The sequence below is a fragment of the Enterococcus sp. DIV1206 genome (assembly GCF_051712485.1).
Lineage (GTDB): Bacteria > Bacillota > Bacilli > Lactobacillales > Enterococcaceae > Enterococcus > Enterococcus faecalis.
Genome location: NZ_JBIOOZ010000001.1, coordinates 334,335 through 353,204, shown reverse-complemented (window position 1 = coordinate 353,204; position 18,870 = coordinate 334,335). Strand labels below are relative to the sequence as shown.

The window sequence follows — 18,870 nt, the reverse complement described above, 5'->3', positions numbered from 1 at the left end:
CTTTCCTCCATGTGAAAAAGTTTCAAACGAAAATGAGAATCGTTCTCAATTAAAAGAATACGCTTGCTTACACGGAAAGTCAATGAATTTCTGGATGTATCTCCTGTTTTCTTCTATTTTCCTTCTATATAGAGACACTTTTTTCAGGTTACCATTTTTGAAAAAAGTCAGCTCTTGTTTTTTATGTTACTAGCTACTATAAAATTCCACTCATTCAATAACAAATCCGCTTATTTTTTCTTCTTGTGCCTAACTCAAATGTCAACACAATATTTAGTGTTTTTTCACTAAATGTTCTCTTTCAAAATTTTAATTTTTTTGTTTGTCAAACACTGACCAATGTGTTTTTTCTCCCAAAAACGAGGATTCACGTGTTTTCATTTTTCTTTCAAAAACACAAAAACTAGTATTATGAGAAAAACGCACCACAATATATAGTGTTAAAGTGTTGACTTTTTTCTACATAGATTTATACTAGTCTATGTAGAAAAAAGAGGAGGAACTTTCAATGAACGTAAAAATCTTTTCAAAAAATAACTGTATCCAATGTAAAATGGCGAAACGTTTCCTAAGTGAAAATAACATCGCTTTTGAAGAAATCAATATCGACGCACAACCAGATGCTATCGACTGGTTAAAAGAACAAGGGTTCCAAAGCGTACCGGTAATCACATCTGAAGCAACAACCGTTGTTGGCTTCCGTCCAGACCAATTAAAACAATTGGCTAGCTAAGATGAAACTTGTTTATTTTTCAGTCACCGGTCAAACAAGGCGCTTTATTAAAAAATTGGATTTGCCTGCTTATGAACTTGAGCCAGCGAATCCTTTTTTTGAAATAAATGAGCCTTTTATTCTTGTCATTCCTACCTATGATGCAGAAATTACAGAGGTAGTGAATGACTTTCTTGATTATAAAAGTAACCAAGAACTGTTAGTTGGTGTAGCTGGTGGGGGCAACCGTAATTTTGCTGAATTATTTGTCTATACCGCCAAAGATATTGCCCGCGATTACCACGTTCCGCTTCTATACTCCTTTGAGTTTAGCGGAACAGACGAAGACGTGGAGACCTTTAAGAAAGTAGTGGAAGAAATTGAGTCTAAAAGAAATTAGAGATGTCAGCTATTTCAAACTGAATAACGAGATTAACCGTCCTGTTGATGGTCAAATCCCTTTAAATAAAGATAAAGAAGCACTCGCAGCCTTCTTTAAAGAAAATGTAGAACCGAATACACGTAAATTCAGCTCTGCTGAAGAAAAAATCAACTTTTTAATGAAAGAAGATTTTATTGAAACTGAATTCATCGAAAAATATTCAATGGACTTTATTGAAAAATTGTATGCTTTCTTAGATGAACAACATTTCCAATTCAAGTCTTTCATGGCGGCTTATAAATTTTATTCTCAATACGCTTTAAAGAACAACGCCGGAACAGAGTATTTAGAAACATATGAAGATCGGGTTGCCTTTAATGCCTTGTATTTTGCGGATGGCGATGAAGAGTTGGCTTTAACATTGGCGGATGAAATGATCCATCAACGGTATCAACCAGCCACACCTTCTTTCTTAAACGCTGGGCGTAAACGTCGAGGTGAATTGGTTTCTTGTTTCTTAGTTCAAGTAACAGATGATATGAACAGCATTGGGCGTTCAATTAATTCTGCCCTTCAATTATCACGAATCGGCGGTGGCGTAGGGATTACTCTTTCCAACTTACGTGAAGCGGGCTCACCAATCAAAGGTTACGATGGCGCAGCAAGTGGTGTTGTCCCTGTTATGAAATTATTTGAAGATAGCTTTAGCTACTCTAACCAACTAGGTCAACGTCAAGGTGCTGGTGTGGTCTATCTAAACGTCTTCCATCCAGATATTGAAATGTTCCTATCTGCTAAAAAAGAAAACGCTGATGAAAAAATCCGTGTAAAAACGTTGTCTCTGGGTGTTATTGTTCCTGATAAATTTTACGAATTAACACGTAACAACGAAGATATGTATTTATTTAGTCCTTATAGTGTGGAACGCGAATATGGTGTGCCTTATTCCTATGTAGATATCACCAAAGAATATGATAACCTAGTGGCCAATCCAAACATACGTAAACGTAAAATTAAAGCCCGTGACTTAGAAAATGAAATTTCTAAATTACAACAAGAATCTGGCTATCCTTATATCATCAATATTGATACAGCTAACAAAAACAATCCGATTGATGGCAAGATTATCATGAGTAACTTATGTTCTGAAATTCTTCAAGTTCAAACGCCTTCTGTTATTAATGGGAAACAAGAATATGAAGTTTTAGGAACAGATATTAGTTGTAACTTAGGTTCAACTAACATTGTTAATTTAATGGAAAGTCCTGACTTTGGAAAATCTGTCCGCGCTATGACGCGTGCGTTAACTTTTGTAACAGATGCTTCTGAAATTGATGTCGTGCCAACTATCCAAAATGGAAATCGTTTAAGCCATACAATCGGACTAGGCGCAATGGGCTTACACACCTTCTTCGCTAAAAATCATATGGAATACGGCTCTGAAGAATCACTAGACTTTACAGACATTTATTTCATGTTATTAAATTACTGGACTTTAATGGAAAGTAACCAAATTGCGAGAGAACGTAACCAAGTCTTCCACAATTTTGAAAAATCAGATTATGCTTCTGGTGCTTACTTCGATAAATATATTGAAGGCAACTTTACACCAAAATTTGATAAAGTGAAAGAAATCTTCAAAGACATTCAGATTCCAACAGCTGAAGATTGGGCTGCGTTACGCGATGCTGTGAAAAAAGATGGTCTTTATCATCAAAATCGTTTAGCCGTAGCGCCAAATGGTTCAATTTCATATATTAATGATACTAGTGCCAGCATTCATCCAATTACTCGCATGATTGAAGAACGTCAAGAGAAGAAAATTGGTAAGATTTACTATCCAGCGCCTTATTTAGCGAATGATACAATCCCTTACTATACTTCTGCTTACGACATGGATATGCGCAAAGTGATTGATGTCTACGCAACAGCGCAACAACACGTTGATCAAGGAATGAGTTTAACCTTGTTTATGCGTTCAGAAATCCCTGAAGGCTTGTATGAATGGAAAGAAACACCAAAACAAACAACCCGTGACTTGAACATTTTACGTCATTATGCGTTCAACAAAGGGATTAAATCAATTTACTATATTCGTACATTTACAGATGATGCTGAAGAAATTGGCAGCAATCGATGTGAGTCTTGCGTGATTTAATGAAAAGCACTTAAATAAGGCGTTCTGCTTGAGCGTCTTATTTTTTAGGAATGTTCTCTTTTTAAACAGGACATTTTCAGATATACTGGACAAAGAAGAACGGCTGCACGCTCCTATTTGGACTCTGTAGAACGTTTTAAGCGAAGAAACGAGACAACTAGTCAAACAAGACTGCTGTCCCAGCATACAGGAGGAATAACCATGGCAACGTATTATGAAGCAATTAACTGGAACGCCATTGAAGACGTCATTGATAAATCCACTTGGGAAAAATTAACCGAACAATTTTGGTTAGATACACGGATTCCGTTATCCAATGACTTAGATGATTGGCGGACTCTTTCCGATTTAGAAAAAACTACTGTCGGCTACGTTTTCGGCGGTTTAACTTTATTAGATACTGTTCAATCAGAAAGCGGCATGGATCAACTGAGAAATGATGTGCGGACGCCCCATGAAGAAGCCGTCTTAAATAACATCCAATTCATGGAATCTGTCCATGCCAAAAGTTATTCTTCTATCTTCAGTACATTAAATACAAAAAAAGAGATTGATGATATTTTTGAGTGGACAAATACCAACAAACATCTGCAATATAAAGCAGAACGGATTAACGAAATTTATAAAAACGGCACTCCGTTAGAGAAAAAAATTGCTAGTGTATTTTTAGAAACGTTTTTATTCTATTCTGGGTTTTACACTCCTCTTTACTATTTAGGAAACAATAAACTAGCGAACGTCGCTGAAATTATTAAATTGATTATCCGTGATGAATCAGTGCACGGCACGTATATTGGCTATAAATTCCAATTAGGATTTAACGAATTACCAGAAGATGAGCAAGATAAACTAAAAGACTGGATGTATAATTTACTTTACGAATTGTACGAAAACGAAGAACGTTATACAGAAGAATTATATGATGACTTAGGTTGGACCGAAGAAGTAAAAACCTTTTTACGTTACAACGCCAACAAAGCTTTAATGAACTTAGGTATGGATCCCTTATTTGCGGATACAGCCAATGATGTGAACCCGATTGTAATGAATGGTATTTCGACAGGAACTAGCAACCATGACTTCTTCTCTCAAGTAGGAAATGGCTATTTACTAGGAACAGTTGAAGCCATGAAAGATGATGACTATCTTTACGGTTTAGATAAATAGCAAAAAGCTAGAAACGATTAACGTTTCTAGCTTTTTATTTTACCAACTTCCAGAGGCACCGCCACCGCCGAATGAGCCGCCACCGAATGAACCACCACTGCTGCTACCAGAACTACTATGATTAGACGGATTGTATTGTGAGTTTAAATAAGCATACGTCAAAACACTACCATCATAACTATATAAAGTATCTCCTACTAATAAACGCCCAAAAGATTGTTTTTTTGCATTTGGATATATACTTAGTAAAGAACCACGCTTAGTGGCACGTCTTATTTTCCCTTTTGTGGCAAATAACGTTGCTCCATTAAGATATAAACAATAAAAAGAAGTCTTTTTCATCTTATTTAATACTTTCTTTGTCTGTTCTGAGTTATTTAGGACAGCCTTTGTTGGTAAACAATTCAAATAATCTTGATACATTTTTTTAACAAGTTTTCTTGTTCTTAAAATTTGTAAAATATAAACAGCACAAATGAGCATCCCAGCAATACTTGCCATTAAAAGAACATTTCTTTTCGTTGTGTTAGTGTTTAACTCTGCTTGTATATTTGTTAATTCATTATCCACTTGTGCGGTTTTTGAATTGATTGCAGCCGATACTTGATCAATAATTTTATTGAGACCTGTATTATAATCCTCGTCTCTAAAAGCCTCTTTTACTTCTTCATTATTAATAATATCATCCGCATAGCTATCCGTTAAAATACTCTCTAAGCCATATCCAACTTCCAAGCGAGACTCGCGATCCTCAATTGCCATTAGAAAAACCACACCATTATTTTTTTCACGATCCCCTACACCTAATTGATTAGCAATCTTATTGCTGTAAGATTCAACAGATTCCCCACTAGGTAACGCAGGAACGGTAATAAGCATAAATTGTGCGCCATTCGCATTTTCCAACAATTGTTGATTCAATTGAAACATTTTCTGTTTAAGTTGATTTGAGACAATACCCGCATTATCTGAAACATAGATATTAGCATCATTAATGTTCAACTGCCCATTCGTTCCAGTAATTGTCACTAATTCATTTTCACCAGTTATTTCTTGTTTAGAAAAGTTATTTATTGTTGTCTGGGTTGACGCTTCAGTCATTTTCCCTGCTAAAATATCGTCTCTCTTTTTTTTTAAGACTTGTTGCTTCTCTCTCAGTGCAGTTTGTTTTGCTTCATAGGAGATTCCCTTTCCTTCATGCCAAGCAGCCATTCCTAATATTAAAATCATACTTAAACTAATTACCACAACAATCGTTGTATTCCGCTGATGCTTTTTATAAAACAAACGAACTTTTTCTTGAATTTTTTCGACTTTTTTATCCAACCTTCCTCACTTCTTTCTTTTTAACCCAAATTTTCTATAATTTTTTTATTTAAATTTTACTTGCGGCACTTCTTTTCCCTGCTCTGTCGCAACATAGTTAGTTTTCTTCTCAAATCCTAAAAGTTTTGCAATTATTTTATCAGGGAATTTTGAAATCTGTTGGTTATATGTTTCAACGGCTTGTATATAGTTACGGCGTTCAACAGAAATTCGATTTTCAGATCCTTCTAATTGAGTCATTAAGGTTTTGACATTTTCAGAAGAAGCTAACTTTGGGTAATCTTCATTCAATACTGTAACAAAATTACCTAATCCTTTTTCAATTTGCTCATTTGCTTGCCCTTTTTCAGAAGAAGATTTTGCTCCTGCGTATGCTTTACGTGCTTCCGTTATTTCTTTTAAAACTTCTTTTTCTTGAGTCATACTGCCTTGAACACTACTGACAAGATTAGGAATTAAATCAGCACGTCTTTGCATTACATTCTCTACTTGTGACCATTCTGCTTCGACTTTATTATCTAAAGTAATCAATTGATTATAAGCTTTCATCACAAATGCACCAATAATCACAACGACAACAACAATAATACTAAGAAATTTATTTTTTTTATTCATCTTACTTATCACCTTTCTTTCTAACTCGTAATACAATCATAACTCTTTTGTAATCTTTTTGAAATATTAAACTTAAAAAATCAGTCCTAGGTCCTAGAAGAAAAGAGCGTGGGACAAAAATCACTTTGGATTTTTGTTCCACGCTCAAAACTGATAAACGGCGGGAACAGAACCAACTCCTTCGGAAATAAGCCGAAATTCTCCAAAAATTAAAGAGCAATTTTCGGAAATTCCTTCTTATTTCTCGGAGCTAAACGGTTCTGTCCCGACCTCTTGTCATTAATTATAAATAGATGTTTCTACACATTAATCAATCGTAATTTTGTTACATTATTTGAAACAGATAGATCTTCGATAACATCGGCATACGTTAGGCCTTTAGGCAAATCAATAGTATAGATATTCGTATAGATTTTTGTATCATCCACCCAAGAAACATTGAAGTTCACATCATAAATTTCAATATGTTTTTCTTCAAAATACTGATTAATAAATTCTTTGGTTTCTTGTTTATGTTGATAGCGAATTTCTAATTTTTTGATTGTTGGTACGTGAATAATTCGTTTGACAATGGTTAAGGCAAATAATACACCGATAAAACTTGTTAAGGCAATCGTATAGTAGCCCATGCCCACCGCGATCCCTAAACCAGCAACGGTCCATAGTGACGCTGCTGTCGTCAATCCGGTGACACTTTGTTTCGTTACAATGATGGTTCCAGCACCTAAAAAGCCGATTCCACTTACAACTTGTGCGATCAATCTTGCTTGATCTGAACGAATGACCCCCGTCAAAGCCGGATTAGCTAACGCATCTTTCAATGCATTGATTGCAATTTGCGACTGAATTAACGCAATAATAGCCGCGCCCATACAAACTAAAATGTGAGTGCGCATCCCTGCTGGGCGATTCTTATATTGTCTTTCAAAACCAATTGCGCCACCCATCACCATCGCTAGGACTAACCGTAAAATAATTTCTGGAATTGTTAGCTGTAACATCCTTTTCACCTCTTCTTCTATTACTTCCAGTATAACAAAAAAAGAACTTGAAACATAAGGAAATCCTTATGTTTCAAGTTCTTTTTAATCAACGATTATAATTTACTTGCAGCTGCATCATCAATGATTACAACAACATCTTGATGGTTTTGTAATGCACTTGCTGGCATGTCTGTTGTTACTGGTCCGTCAATCATTCCTTTAATGGCCTCTGCTTTTGCTTCGCCATAAGCCATTAAAATCATTTTTTTACCTTTCATGATTGAGCCAATCCCCATAGAAACAGCACGTGTTGGGACATCTTCTACTTTGTCAAAATAACGTTTGTTTGCGTTGATTGTTGATTCAGTCAACTCAACGACATGTGTTAAGCTATCTAGAGGTGTGCCTGGTTCGTTGAAACCAATGTGTCCATTTTGACCAATACCTAAGATTTGGATATCTACTGGATGTGCATCGATAATTTTTTCATATTCTGCGGAAGCAGCATCTAAATCTTCTGCTTTACCATTTGGTACAAATGTTTCTTTAAATGGTTTTTTGTCAAATAAGTGTTTGTTCATGAAATAACGGTAACTTTGCTCATCTTCGCCACCTAAACCAACATATTCATCTAAGTTTACAGAAGTCATTTCTGTAAAGTCGACATCACTTGCAGTCATTTCTTTATATAATGTTTCTGGTGTACTACCTGTTGCTAAGCCTAAAACTTTCGCACCATTGTTCATACCTTCTTTAATTAATTCAAACGCTTTTTTGCCGCCTTCTTCTGCATTTGCTACACGGATAATTTGCATTTTGACACGCTCCTTACGGTTTATTTTGGTATAGTCCAATTATAACACCTTCTGAAAAAAATTTCTAGAATAAAAGAAAAAAACTTCTATTTCCCATCAGAAATAGAAGTTTTCGAGCTTGTTTAACAGATTAATATTGCGGTGCGTTGGGATCCACATACGTATTTGGATCAGCATAAGCGTTTGGATCTGTGTACGCATTTGGGTCAACGTACGTATTCGGATCGTAGGCTCCTTCTGCTGCTTGTTGCGTATTGCCGTTGTATTCTGTTTGACCGGCTGTGGTGTCCGCTGTGCTACTCGAACTAGTAGAGCTATTGACACTTGAATCACCAGATTCACCAATCAGTGCAGTATCTGTAACAGCATAGCTAAACTGATTATAAAAGGCTAAATCTTTTTCACGTTCAGAAGCATGTTCTTTTAAACCAAGTTGTTTTCTAAGCGTTGTTTGTGTTTTGTATAAGCTATTTGGATCTAGGACTTGATAATAAATATCATCAATGGTTGCACTGTATCCTTGTAATTGCTCAGAGTCAATTGTTTTAAAGGCAGACAAATATTTTGATTGGATGTCCATCATGTCATCCCAAGTTAAGTCTGTTTTTACATTGGCTTCAACAGCATCAAGAATTTTTCGATATTTTGAAACACCATCAAAACTCATGACTTTGCGCACGATTTTCTCAACAACTTCTCGTTGGCGGCGTTGACGACCCACATCTCCTTCAGGATCTTCGTGACGCATCCGCGCATAAGCCAAACCTGTCGTGCCATCTAACTTGATTTTACCTGCTGGAACAGTAATACCGTCCAACGTAAATTCACCAATCGTATTATCTACTTCAATACCGCCTACCGCATCAATCAGGTCTTTTAACCCTTTCATATTGATGGATACATAGTGATGGATGGGAATATCCAGTAATTCTTGGACTGTATTAATCGCCATTTCGGCGCCACCAAATGCATAGGCATGGTTCAATTTGTCTTGTGTGTCATTTCCAACAATATCTGTTAGAATATCTCTATCCAAACTGATCATTGTGGACTTGTTTTCTTTCGGGTTGATGGTTACAACCATTGTAGTATCTGAACGACCTTGTTCTGTTCGGCCTAAATCGCCTGTGTCAATCCCCATTAAAAGAACAGAGAATGGTTCTTGCGCATCAATATTGGCCGTGGCTCCTTTATTGGACTTACGGTTAACTGATTGATAGATCCCATTAATTGTTGAATTGGCATCTGAATACATCTTAATCCCGTAAGCACATACCCCAGCTACTACCACTAGCAAGACGCTCAAGAAGCCCAGTACTACTTTTTTCCATAGTTTCATAAGACACTTCCTCGTTTATCTAAGAATAATTCTTAATTCATGCCCTTTATTTTCTCATAGTTTGCTTATTCAAGCAATATTTTTTATTTTTTGGAACAAGAACTTAACACAATTGTAAAATAAAAGAGCGCTTTATCAAGGAACAATTGTTATTTTTGAGAAAGTGTTTGCAGAAATTCTTGATAATATTTCTGTTCATTCGTTTCAGTGATAGTTATTTTCTCAAATGCACCGTTTAGTAAATCAGTCAGTGATCCTTCAATCAAATGCGTAATCGTGGCATTCCCAATTAATTCCATCCAATAACTGCCATCAGACGTTTCGTGGACGACTGTTTTCACCATACCTCCAGCATTTTTGACGGTTATTTCTTCATAAAAAACACCATCTTTCAATAACGTATAAAGTAAACTACTTGCGCACATAGCTGTCCCACAAGCACTTGTAAAACCTACACCACGTTCATACGTTCGAACAAATAGTTGATTTTTGCCAAGAATTTCAACAAAACTCACATTTATCCCTTCTGGAAAATATGGATTTTCATTATTTACATAGGTAGCGATTCGTTCAAATTCTGGACCATTTAAGGTTTCGTGATCCACAAATGCTACAAGGTGCGGATTAGGCACTGCTACCGCTGTAAAGCGAATGGTTTTAGATAAGGCTGGTACGATTTCATCAATTAATGTTTGGACCCCTAAATGCATTGGGATAGTGACTGCTTCAAAACTTACTGGCGAAATTTCCACTTGGTAAGTCGCTACTTCTTCAGCTAAATTGGGGGCTTGACGTACTTTCAAATCTGCAAACATTGTTTCAACTGTAAATGATTTTTCTTGGTTTTTTTCAGCTAAATAACGGGCAACCGTACGCAAGCCGTTCCCGCACATGCTTGCTTCACTACCATCGCTGTTAATCACTCGCATTCTAGCATTGGACGTGCCGTGAGTCCCTTCTCCTACCAAAAGTAACCCATCTGCTCCCGCCAATAATCCTGTTTCCCGCGAACATAACTGGATGCGCAATTGCTCAATTTCCTCAGCGGTTAAAGAACGCTCAAACTGTGTTTCATCCAATAAAAAGAAATCATTTTCTGACCCGTGTACTTTTTGCATCATAACATTCATTTTTTTAGCTCCTTCTTTATGTATCCGTTATCTTTCCCTACTTACTTTAGTATGCCATAAACGAACAACTATTTCGACCCTGGATTTGTAAAAGGAAAGAGTCAAATGACAGCCGTCATTTGACTCTTTCCTTCACAATTGGCAAACTTATTTTGCTGCTGCAAAAAGTTCGTTTACTTTATCCCAGTTAACAACGTTCCAGAATGCTTCAATGTAATCTGGACGAACGTTTTTATATTTTAAGTAATACGCATGTTCCCAAACGTCAAGACCTAAAACAGGTGTTTGACCATCCATTAATGGTGAATCTTGGTTTGGTGTTGAAGTGATTTCTAATTTACCGTTATTCACAACTAACCAAGCCCAACCTGAACCAAAGCGGCCAGTTGCAGCTGTTTTGAAAGCAGCTTTCATTTCATCAAAGCTACCAAATGTTTCATCGATTGCTTCTTTAATAGCGCCAGTTGGTTGTCCACCAGCATTTGGTGCCATAATTTCCCAGAAGAATGTATGGTTTGCGTGACCGCCACCATTGTTACGAACGGCAGTACGGATATCTTCAGGAATAGCATTCATATCTGAAATTAGGTCTTCTACAGATTTTTCGCCTAATTCTGGATGTTTTTCAATCGCTGCGTTTAAGTTAGTCACATAAGTGTTGTGGTGTTTATCATGGTGTAAGTGCATTGTTTCCACGTCAATGTAAGGTTCTAATGCATCATAAGCATATGGTAATTCTGGTAATGTGTAAGTCATTTTTTAAATCCCCCTATTTTTTAGTATGTAACATACGTCTTTCATACAACTATTATGATAACAGAGTGAACCGCTTTCTACAAAATAGTTTGCTTGCCAAAAGAAAAGTTTTACAAAAGAGGGAGATTACCTTGTGTTTCCCTCATAAATTCGCTAGAATGACCTGTAGAAGAATGATGTGAGGAGTAAATAAATGAATACATTGCAATTATTTAAGCAGGCCTTTTTTTCAGTTTCAGAATTACGGCATGCGAAAAAAATGGCGTTTTGGAAAGTAATTCTCTATGCTGTTTTTTTAAGTGCTATTTTAGCACTACCTATTACCAAACAAGTCTTTTCTGTGCTACAAGAGGTGCAACAAGATGGCCAAAAAATTGCAGAAAAGTTGCCTGACTTTTCTATTGAAAATGGCACGTTGCAAACAAAGGCTAAAGAATCTGGCTTTATTTATCAAACCGACTCGATTATTTTTACGTTTGATCCAGATGGAAAGCGTACAGCCGCTGATGTCCAAAAAGATTTAATTGGTAATGCGTTTGGTTTGGCTTTTTTACAAGATGAATTTGTAGTCGCCTTACCAAATTCAGGCGCAACTGAATCAATTCTAGGCACCGACCAATTTATCTTCCCCTATAGCAAAGGAACCTTAGATGGCGTTAACGCTCAGAGTATCAAGACTGCGCTAAGTGAAGCAGCAATCCCTTGGTGGACAAAACTCATTGTCTTTTTAGTGGCTATCTACCCTGTTCTAATCGGTTTAGTTTTAGACTTACTGATTGCCGCTATCGGTGCATCTCTCTATTCAAAATTACGTTTTTATTCTTTACGTTTGATTGATTGTTTAAAAATTATTACGTATTGTGCTACCGTGCCGGTCATCTTAAGTGCTATTTTAAACTTCGTAAATCCGATGTTTAACGATGGCATCCTAGTTATTTTACTGAGTCTGTTCTTTTTCTTTGTTACAACCAAAAACGAACCGCGGAATATCCCTGGTTCTTAAAAAAAGAGCCTGGGACAAAAATCACTTTGGATTTTTGTTCCAGGCTCAAAACCTGATAAACGGCGGGAACAGAACCAACTCCTTCGGAAATAAGCCGAAATTCTCCAAAAATTAAAAAGCAATTTTCGGAAATTCCTTCTTATTTCTCGGAGCTAAACGGTTCCGTCCCGACCTCTTTCTATTCTTCAAATTCTTCTTCATCTGTTAATTCAGGTAAGTCAATCGTGGTCACCGCAGATTGGCCAATTTGTGTTAAATATGCAGCTAATTCATCCACATTTTCCACAGGTGAGACGGCTGCTTCAATTGCCATTGCTAAATTAAGTCCAGCGACTACTCGCAATTGCGGATAAGTGCCCATGGCCATCATAGCCACATTACAAGGTGTTCCTCCTTTTAAATCAGCTAATACAAGCGTCGGGACATTGCCAGCTTCTTTTAAGATTGCTGCCAGTTTTGCTTGCGTGCCGCTCAAGCCATCTTCTGCGGTCATTGACACAATCGCAGCATTTGCTAATTCCCCGACAATCATTTGAGTAGAAGCTAAGGTTTCTTCTGCCATCCGTCCATGGCTCATTAAAATTAATTTTGGTTTCATCATATCCTCCTAAAAATACTGCTGATAAATTTTTGTTCGCGCTTTCAGAAAGCCACGTTCTTCACGAGTGGGATGAATCCGATTCGTCAACAAAATTAGGGCTTCTTTGGTCTCTTTTTTCATACCAATCGCCGTTCCAGTAAAGCCAGTATGATACAAATAGTCTGCCCCTGCTTGCGTCTTTTTCACTTCCCAACCAAATGTACGTCCCCCTTGATTCATAGACCAGAGAGCAGTGAACATTTTTTCAGAAAATAATGGTTTGCCAGACGGGTAGCGATTGTTCATAAAACACTGAACAAAAGTGAGTAAATCTGGTAAAGTTGCAAATAAACCTGCACTGCCAATTGGCGCTTTTAGTTGATAGGCTTTCGAATCGTGGACCACTCCCTGAATAACGCCGCGTTGTTTTGTAATCTCTGTGGGCACTGCCTGGGCAAAATCGCTGACCGTAAAACTTGTATGCTGTAGGTTCATTGGTTGAAATACGTATGTTTGAAAGCTCTCTTCTAATGAGCAGCGATCCAATACTTGAATAATTTCTCCCAATAAGTAATACCCTAAATCAGAATAAGTGGTTTTCCCTCGTTCAGATAACGAATGCGTTAAAATGATTTCTTGCAAGCTTTTTTTTGTGACATTTTTCTTATCGACAACATCAGCTGGCAGTCCGCTCTGATGCAGTAGAAGCTCCCCAATCGAACAAGATAGTCCTTGATAATCAGGCAGGATTTCCCCCACAGTGGTTGAAAAAGCAAGCTGATTTGTATCGATTAATTGTAACATTCGATTTGTTGTCCCAATAACTTTCGTTAAGGACGCTAAATCATACAGGCTAGCTGATGAAACCTTTTGTCTTGCAAATGGACCAGTATTACCTAAAAAGCCCGTATACTGTTCTGATAAGCTACCTTCTGTAATCGTTCCCCAAGCGACACCCGGAACGACTTGCTGATTAATCAGTCTCTGAATTGTTTCTTGAATTGCGATTTGATTCATTGTTCACCACTTCTATGCTAAAACTTCTGAAATCCGTCCGTCATGTTCTGCTAATAGTTGTTTGGCTTTTTGAAAATCAACGTGGGCTTTCGCCATTACAATGGCTGGTGCCACTTCTAGCTGTGCTGCCTCCAAGTATTCTTTGGCTTGCGATTCCTCGATTTCTGCTGCTTCTTTAATGATATTCGTGGCACGTTGAATTAATTTTTCGTTCGTTGGTTGTACGTTGACCATCAAATTTTGATAGATATTCCCTACTTTAACCATAATCCCTGTTGAAAACATATTTAACACCATTTTCTGTGCTGAACCCGCTTTCATTCTAGTTGACCCTGTAATGACTTCCGGTCCTACAATTGGCGCAATCCCAATTTCCGCCAATTGATTCATCGGACTTTGATTATTACAGGTAACTGAAATGGTTAGAGCGCCCACTTTTTTTCCGTATTCAATTGCGGAAACGGCATATGGTGTCCGACCACTAGCAGCAATCGCAATTACAACATCTCGGGCGGTCAATTGATGTTGCGTTAAATCTTCGATAGCTAATTCTTTCGAGTCTTCAGCGCCTTCAATTGCTTGATACATTGCTTTTTCACCACCAGCTAAAATACCAAATGCGCGTTCTGGCGACACACTATATGTGGGCGTTAATTCAATCGCATCCAAAGCACCTAAACGTCCAGACGTTCCTGCACCACAATAGATTAAACGGCCCCCTTTTTTAAATCGTTCTGCCGCTGCATCAATTGCTGCAGCAATCTGCGGAAGCACCTTTTCAATTGCTTGTGCTACCTTTTGGTCTTCTTGATTTATTAAAGTCACCATCTCTAATGTTGACACTTGGTCAATCTTTTTAGTCGCTTCATTTCTGGCTTCTGTCGTTAATCCTTCTAAGTTCATTTGCTTGCACACCCCTACTTCTCTTTTAGACGGCTGACAAGTTGACTCGTTTCAATCATATTGCGTTCAATTTCTGTGTCTAAATCATCTTGAATTGAACCTAAATACAGAACATCGCCAATTGCCATTGACGAAGCAATCGATGAAATAGCCCCAACTCGAATGAGGTGCTCATTATTTGGTACTAAAAGAACTTCATCGCTCAATGATCGCACGTTTTCTCCATCGTTACTGGTAATAAAAATAACCGTTGCACCTCTATTTTTGGCAATTTCACAGGCAATTAAGGCTTCTTTTGTCAAACCACTATAGGAGACCGTGATCAAAATGTCTTGTGCCGTTGCATAATTTAAAAACTCCAACATCATGTGACTATCATAATTAAAAATTGCTTGGCGACCAGCGCGGTTAAACTTGTGATAAAGATTATAAGTCGTTAAAGAAGAGGCACCAATTCCAACCAAATGAATTTTTTCCGCTTTTTTAACATGCGCGATTGCTCGTTCCAAGGCTTGTTTATCCACTGTATAAAATAAATCCTCAATCGTAGCATTTAATAAAGATTCTACTTTCATACAAATAGTATCCACCGAATCATCCGCCGCTACAATTGGATCAATATCTTTTTTACCGTTACTGGCAGCTTGTACCGCTGCAATGGATAGTTTTAACTCTTCCCAGCTGTCAAACCCTAATTGTTTAGAAAAACGGGTAACTGATGCTGGAGAAGTTTCGCTATTGCTAGCAATTTCGTTTGCTGTTAATGAGAGAAGACGGGTCGGATCCTTCAGTATATAGTCTGCGATTCTCTTATTTACTTTGGAAAAGTCCTTATATTTTTGTCTGATTGAACGGATTGGCTCCATCTTCTCATCTCCATTTCTATTTTATGAAAGTTAAAATTGCTTCGTTTGGTTCAGAAGGGATCATCTGTGCGGTAATAGTCACCCCATTATCTGTTAAACGACGAACGGTTTGAATATCTTCATCGGTTAATGCAACAGATTTTTTAATTGCTCGACTGCCTTCTTTTTGAGAAATATTGCCGACATTGAAGCTCTGTAACGGAACACCGCCATCAATTAAAGCCGCCATGTCTGCAATGTCTTTCGTAATTAAAAAGACTTTCTCTTCATCATAATTGCCTGCTAAAATTTTTTCAATCGCTTTACGTTTCGATAAAATGGATAATTTAACTCCTGCAGGCTTAGCCATTTTTAAGGCACCAATTTGTAATTGATCTTTGACAGCGGCATCATTTACTACCATGATTCTTTGTGCGCCAACCGTATTCGTCCAAACGGTTGCAACTTGTCCGTGAATTAAACGCTCATCTACTCTTGCATGTACAATTGTCATAATAAATCTCTCCTATTATATACTATTTTTTTAAAATAAACCGCCAACCCAAGCCAACATTGGTTGTAAATTACCTAAAACCATGCCAATTAAAATTAAAACAAAGATTAGCCGTGTTGAATTCATTTTCTTTTTCCCTAGTAACCAATAGGATAAAAGAACAATCCCTAAAGGAATTAATGCGGGTAAAATTTTATCCAACATTTCTTGAACAGATAATGTTACATCTCCCATTTTATAAGTTAAATCTAATTTGTAAGTAATTACCGAAGGAATCAAACCGCCGACCACCGTTAACCCTAAAATAGCTGCACCTTGCGTAAACAATTTCATTTTATCCGCAAATTCTGTCGCAATTTTTTTCCCTTGATGGTAACCAATCCAAGTGAATTTATAGCGAACCCATAGGACCACTGCTCCGGCAATTAACGGGATCAGTAACCCAACAACCTGGCCCCCTTGCGCCATGTAAGCTGCAATCGAAAAAACAATCGCACGATAAATCGCGATAAAAATGGTATCACCAACACCAGCAAACGGACCCATTAGACCTGTTTTCAAGCCAGTAATGGCCGTTTCATCTTCAATGCCGATTTCTTCTTCCAAAGCCATATCAGCTCCGACAATTAAGTGCGACATGGCTGGCGTTGTATTCATAAAGCCAAGATGTGTCTTCAAGGCTTTCTTCATAGCTACTGGATCTTCACTGTATAGTCGCTTTAATGCAGGCATCATCACCCAAGCGTAACCAAGTCCTTGCATTTTTTCATAGTTCCAGCCCCACTGATAGCCAAAAAGATTACGGACGTAAACTTTATTAATATCCTTTTTTGTTAATTTGTTAGTCATCAATCTCAACCTCCTCATCATCTTCGTAAATAACCGTGCCACTTGTTGTAGCTGCGCCGCCTTTGTTATGATTCATCACATAAATCGCTGCTAAAGCCAAGCCAACCAGTGCGACACCTAAAACTGAGAAGAATTGGGCCCCATAAGCAAGTAACACGAACCCAATAATAAAATAAGGCCAGTATGTTTTAATTGGTAAGTAACGCATTAAAATAGCAATCCCCATCGCTGGTAAAATAGCACCTGCTGCTTTTAACCCATTCATCACCCAAATAGGAATCCAATTATTGATAGCGTTTACAACTTGTTCACCAAAAGCTAGGCCAATAAAAACTGGGATGACACGAGAAATCGTCCAAGGAAAAATTCCTAAAACATTGCAGCGCTCGACCCCTTTATAATTTCCTTCTTCCGCATAGCGATCTGCTTTGTGTTGGAAAAACGTATTAGCCATTCTGCCTAAAATATCTAGTTGTGTTAATAATAACCCAATCGGAACCGCAACTCCGATACCATACTCTGCCCCTTTCCCTGAAATGATTGCATAAGCCGTTCCCATAATGGCCCCCGAAAGAAAGTCTGGGACTGTTGCTCCTCCATAAGTCGCTACGCCTAATGTCATCAATTGAAGCGTTGCCCCAATCATCAAACCTGTTTGAACATCTCCTAAGACTAGGCCAGTAAACGTTGCAGCAAACAATGGTGTATATGGACCAATCTGAATAGAAATTTGGTCAAGTACACCAACAACTGTGTAAAGACATAAAATCAAAATAATACCAATCGATACTGTCATGCTTTCTCATCCTCCTTGAATGCGTTTTCTTTTTTGTATTTGTAGAATACCATTAAAGAAATGTCATTTCAAGTTCTTTTTAAAAATATTTTCAAATGAAATTACATTTCTTATATAATTTTTATGCTATACTAAAAGAAAACGGTTTAGGAGTGATTATGTGCGGGTTTTGCTGATTTATTTCATAACTATTTTTCTATCCAATACAGTTGGGGCGCTCTCTGGGATGGGTGGAGGCGTCATTATTAAGCCTGTTTTGGATTTTCTTGGGTTCCATTCGTTAAATAGTATTGCGTTCTATTCAAGTGTCGCTGTTTTTGTCATGTCCATTTCTTCGACTTATAAACAGTATCAAAATGGTGTCCAAATTGAATGGAAAAAAGCCGCGAGTATTTCGTTTGGTTCCTTAGTCGGCGGTATGTTAGGTGATTTACTTCTTAATCAGGCGATTGCACTAGCGCCAAATGAAGAAAAAGTACAACTAATCCAATATATCATCATGTTGGTGACCTTGGTTTTGGTTCTTCTCTACAATCAATTTTCCAACTGGCACTTACACCTCAACGGATTGAGCATTTTTCTGATTGTCGGATTAGGCTTAGGGATTCTATCAACCTTTTTAGGCATCGGTGGCGGTCCCATTAATGTAGCTTGCCTTATTCTCTTTTTTGGAATGGATATCAAATCAGCAACTGTCTATTCCATCATTACTATTTTTTTCTCCCAACTCGCCAAACTTGGCAATATCGGCTTGACCACAGGGTTTGCGGTTTTTGATTTAACAATGCTTTGGGCTATTATTCCTGCCGCTTTATTCGGTGGTTATGTCGGCGGTCTTTTCAGTAAAAAATTATCTCAACAACGGGTCGCCCAAATTTATAGTTTAGTTGTTTTTTTAGTTATTTTGTTAAATATGTATAATTTGTGGACTGTTATCTAAAAAAGAAGCGCTTTGTCTATATGACAAAGCGCTTCTTTTT

General features: G+C 37.4%; 20 protein-coding genes. 6 read left to right on the top strand and 14 right to left on the bottom strand.

The features are described 5' to 3' along the window. Positions 1-508 precede the first annotated feature (508 nt). The 4 genes from IGK86_RS01790 to nrdF all read left to right on the top strand — a co-directional run bounded on the left by IGK86_RS01790 (position 509) and on the right by nrdF (position 4,419). On the top strand, positions 509-733 hold the full coding sequence (locus tag IGK86_RS01790; RefSeq protein WP_002355360.1) for a redoxin NrdH: 225 nt from the start codon (positions 509-511) through the stop codon (positions 731-733). A gap of 1 nt (position 734) precedes the next feature. Beyond that, the gene (gene nrdI / locus IGK86_RS01785) at positions 735-1,112 is read left to right on the top strand and encodes a class Ib ribonucleoside-diphosphate reductase assembly flavoprotein NrdI (protein ID WP_002355359.1); all 378 of its coding nucleotides are present in this window, start codon (positions 735-737) and stop codon (positions 1,110-1,112) included. Further along, complete coding sequence (gene nrdE, locus IGK86_RS01780; protein WP_016617054.1) at positions 1,093-3,252, top strand: class 1b ribonucleoside-diphosphate reductase subunit alpha; 2,160 nt, start codon at positions 1,093-1,095, stop codon at positions 3,250-3,252. The genes nrdI and nrdE overlap by 20 nt, the downstream gene beginning before the upstream one ends. A 201-nt stretch (positions 3,253-3,453) precedes the next feature. Then, positions 3,454-4,419: a class 1b ribonucleoside-diphosphate reductase subunit beta gene (gene nrdF / locus IGK86_RS01775; protein WP_002355357.1), complete on the top strand. Its 966-nt coding sequence runs from the start codon at positions 3,454-3,456 to the stop codon at positions 4,417-4,419. A gap of 39 nt (positions 4,420-4,458) precedes the next feature. Here nrdF and IGK86_RS01770 read toward each other — a convergent pair whose 3' ends face one another. The 7 genes from IGK86_RS01770 to IGK86_RS01740 form a co-directional block, all read right to left on the bottom strand. Continuing rightward, entirely contained in the window at positions 4,459-5,745 is a 1,287-nt protein-coding gene (locus IGK86_RS01770) for a TPM domain-containing protein (RefSeq protein WP_438741952.1), read from the bottom strand. Between the two features lie 45 nt (positions 5,746-5,790). Further along, on the bottom strand, positions 5,791-6,360 hold the full coding sequence (locus IGK86_RS01765; RefSeq protein ID WP_002385314.1) for a LemA family protein: 570 nt from the start codon (positions 6,358-6,360) through the stop codon (positions 5,791-5,793). Positions 6,361-6,659: 299 nt separating this feature from the next. Continuing rightward, positions 6,660-7,361 carry an MgtC/SapB family protein gene (locus tag IGK86_RS01760; RefSeq protein ID WP_002355354.1) on the bottom strand — a complete coding sequence of 234 codons (702 nt, stop codon included), beginning with the start codon at positions 7,359-7,361 and terminating at the stop codon, positions 6,660-6,662. Between the two features lie 95 nt (positions 7,362-7,456). Further along, positions 7,457-8,158 (bottom strand): glucosamine-6-phosphate deaminase, encoded by a 702-nt coding sequence (gene nagB / locus IGK86_RS01755; protein WP_002355352.1) that lies wholly within the window; start codon positions 8,156-8,158, stop codon positions 7,457-7,459. A gap of 130 nt (positions 8,159-8,288) precedes the next feature. Further along, a complete protein-coding gene (locus IGK86_RS01750) occupies positions 8,289-9,497 on the bottom strand; it encodes an LCP family glycopolymer transferase (RefSeq protein ID WP_010825004.1) in 1,209 nt (402 codons plus the stop codon). A 149-nt stretch (positions 9,498-9,646) separates the two neighbouring features. Then, positions 9,647-10,627, bottom strand: coding sequence for a diaminopimelate epimerase (dapF, locus tag IGK86_RS01745; RefSeq protein WP_010775544.1), 981 nt, complete (start codon positions 10,625-10,627; stop codon positions 9,647-9,649). A gap of 147 nt (positions 10,628-10,774) precedes the next feature. Beyond that, the gene (locus tag IGK86_RS01740) at positions 10,775-11,383 is read right to left on the bottom strand and encodes a superoxide dismutase (protein ID WP_002361201.1); all 609 of its coding nucleotides are present in this window, start codon (positions 11,381-11,383) and stop codon (positions 10,775-10,777) included. A 193-nt stretch (positions 11,384-11,576) separates the two neighbouring features. Here IGK86_RS01740 and IGK86_RS01735 point away from each other — a divergent pair, with 193 nt between their 5' ends. After that, positions 11,577-12,386: a DUF1189 domain-containing protein gene (locus IGK86_RS01735; RefSeq protein ID WP_002355344.1), complete on the top strand. Its 810-nt coding sequence runs from the start codon at positions 11,577-11,579 to the stop codon at positions 12,384-12,386. A 178-nt stretch (positions 12,387-12,564) separates the two neighbouring features. On the opposite strand, the gene IGK86_RS01730 is transcribed toward IGK86_RS01735, so the two are convergent. From IGK86_RS01730 to IGK86_RS01700, 7 genes are read right to left on the bottom strand one after another with little or no spacing between them, the layout of a single operon-like run. After that, positions 12,565-12,984: a PTS sugar transporter subunit IIA gene (locus IGK86_RS01730; RefSeq protein ID WP_016617052.1), complete on the bottom strand. Its 420-nt coding sequence runs from the start codon at positions 12,982-12,984 to the stop codon at positions 12,565-12,567. A gap of 9 nt (positions 12,985-12,993) precedes the next feature. After that, the gene (locus tag IGK86_RS01725; RefSeq protein ID WP_010821382.1) at positions 12,994-13,983 is read right to left on the bottom strand and encodes a serine hydrolase domain-containing protein; all 990 of its coding nucleotides are present in this window, start codon (positions 13,981-13,983) and stop codon (positions 12,994-12,996) included. A 12-nt stretch (positions 13,984-13,995) separates the two neighbouring features. Then, positions 13,996-14,886 (bottom strand): N-acetylmuramic acid 6-phosphate etherase, encoded by an 891-nt coding sequence (gene murQ, locus IGK86_RS01720; protein WP_002355340.1) that lies wholly within the window; start codon positions 14,884-14,886, stop codon positions 13,996-13,998. 14 nt (positions 14,887-14,900) lie between these two features. Continuing rightward, positions 14,901-15,752 carry a MurR/RpiR family transcriptional regulator gene (locus tag IGK86_RS01715; protein ID WP_002355339.1) on the bottom strand — a complete coding sequence of 284 codons (852 nt, stop codon included), beginning with the start codon at positions 15,750-15,752 and terminating at the stop codon, positions 14,901-14,903. Between the two features lie 16 nt (positions 15,753-15,768). Next, entirely contained in the window at positions 15,769-16,245 is a 477-nt protein-coding gene (locus tag IGK86_RS01710) for a PTS system mannose/fructose/N-acetylgalactosamine-transporter subunit IIB (RefSeq protein WP_002355337.1), read from the bottom strand. A 30-nt stretch (positions 16,246-16,275) separates the two neighbouring features. Then, entirely contained in the window at positions 16,276-17,094 is an 819-nt protein-coding gene (locus tag IGK86_RS01705; RefSeq protein ID WP_438741948.1) for a PTS system mannose/fructose/sorbose family transporter subunit IID, read from the bottom strand. Then, positions 17,087-17,890 carry a PTS mannose/fructose/sorbose/N-acetylgalactosamine transporter subunit IIC gene (locus tag IGK86_RS01700; RefSeq protein ID WP_002358431.1) on the bottom strand — a complete coding sequence of 268 codons (804 nt, stop codon included), beginning with the start codon at positions 17,888-17,890 and terminating at the stop codon, positions 17,087-17,089. Before IGK86_RS01700 ends, IGK86_RS01705 begins: the two co-directional genes overlap by 8 nt. 169 nt (positions 17,891-18,059) lie before the next feature. On the opposite strand from IGK86_RS01700, the gene IGK86_RS01695 reads away from it, so the two are divergent. Beyond that, a complete protein-coding gene (locus IGK86_RS01695) occupies positions 18,060-18,830 on the top strand; it encodes a sulfite exporter TauE/SafE family protein (RefSeq protein ID WP_189656411.1) in 771 nt (256 codons plus the stop codon). Positions 18,831-18,870 lie beyond the last annotated feature (40 nt).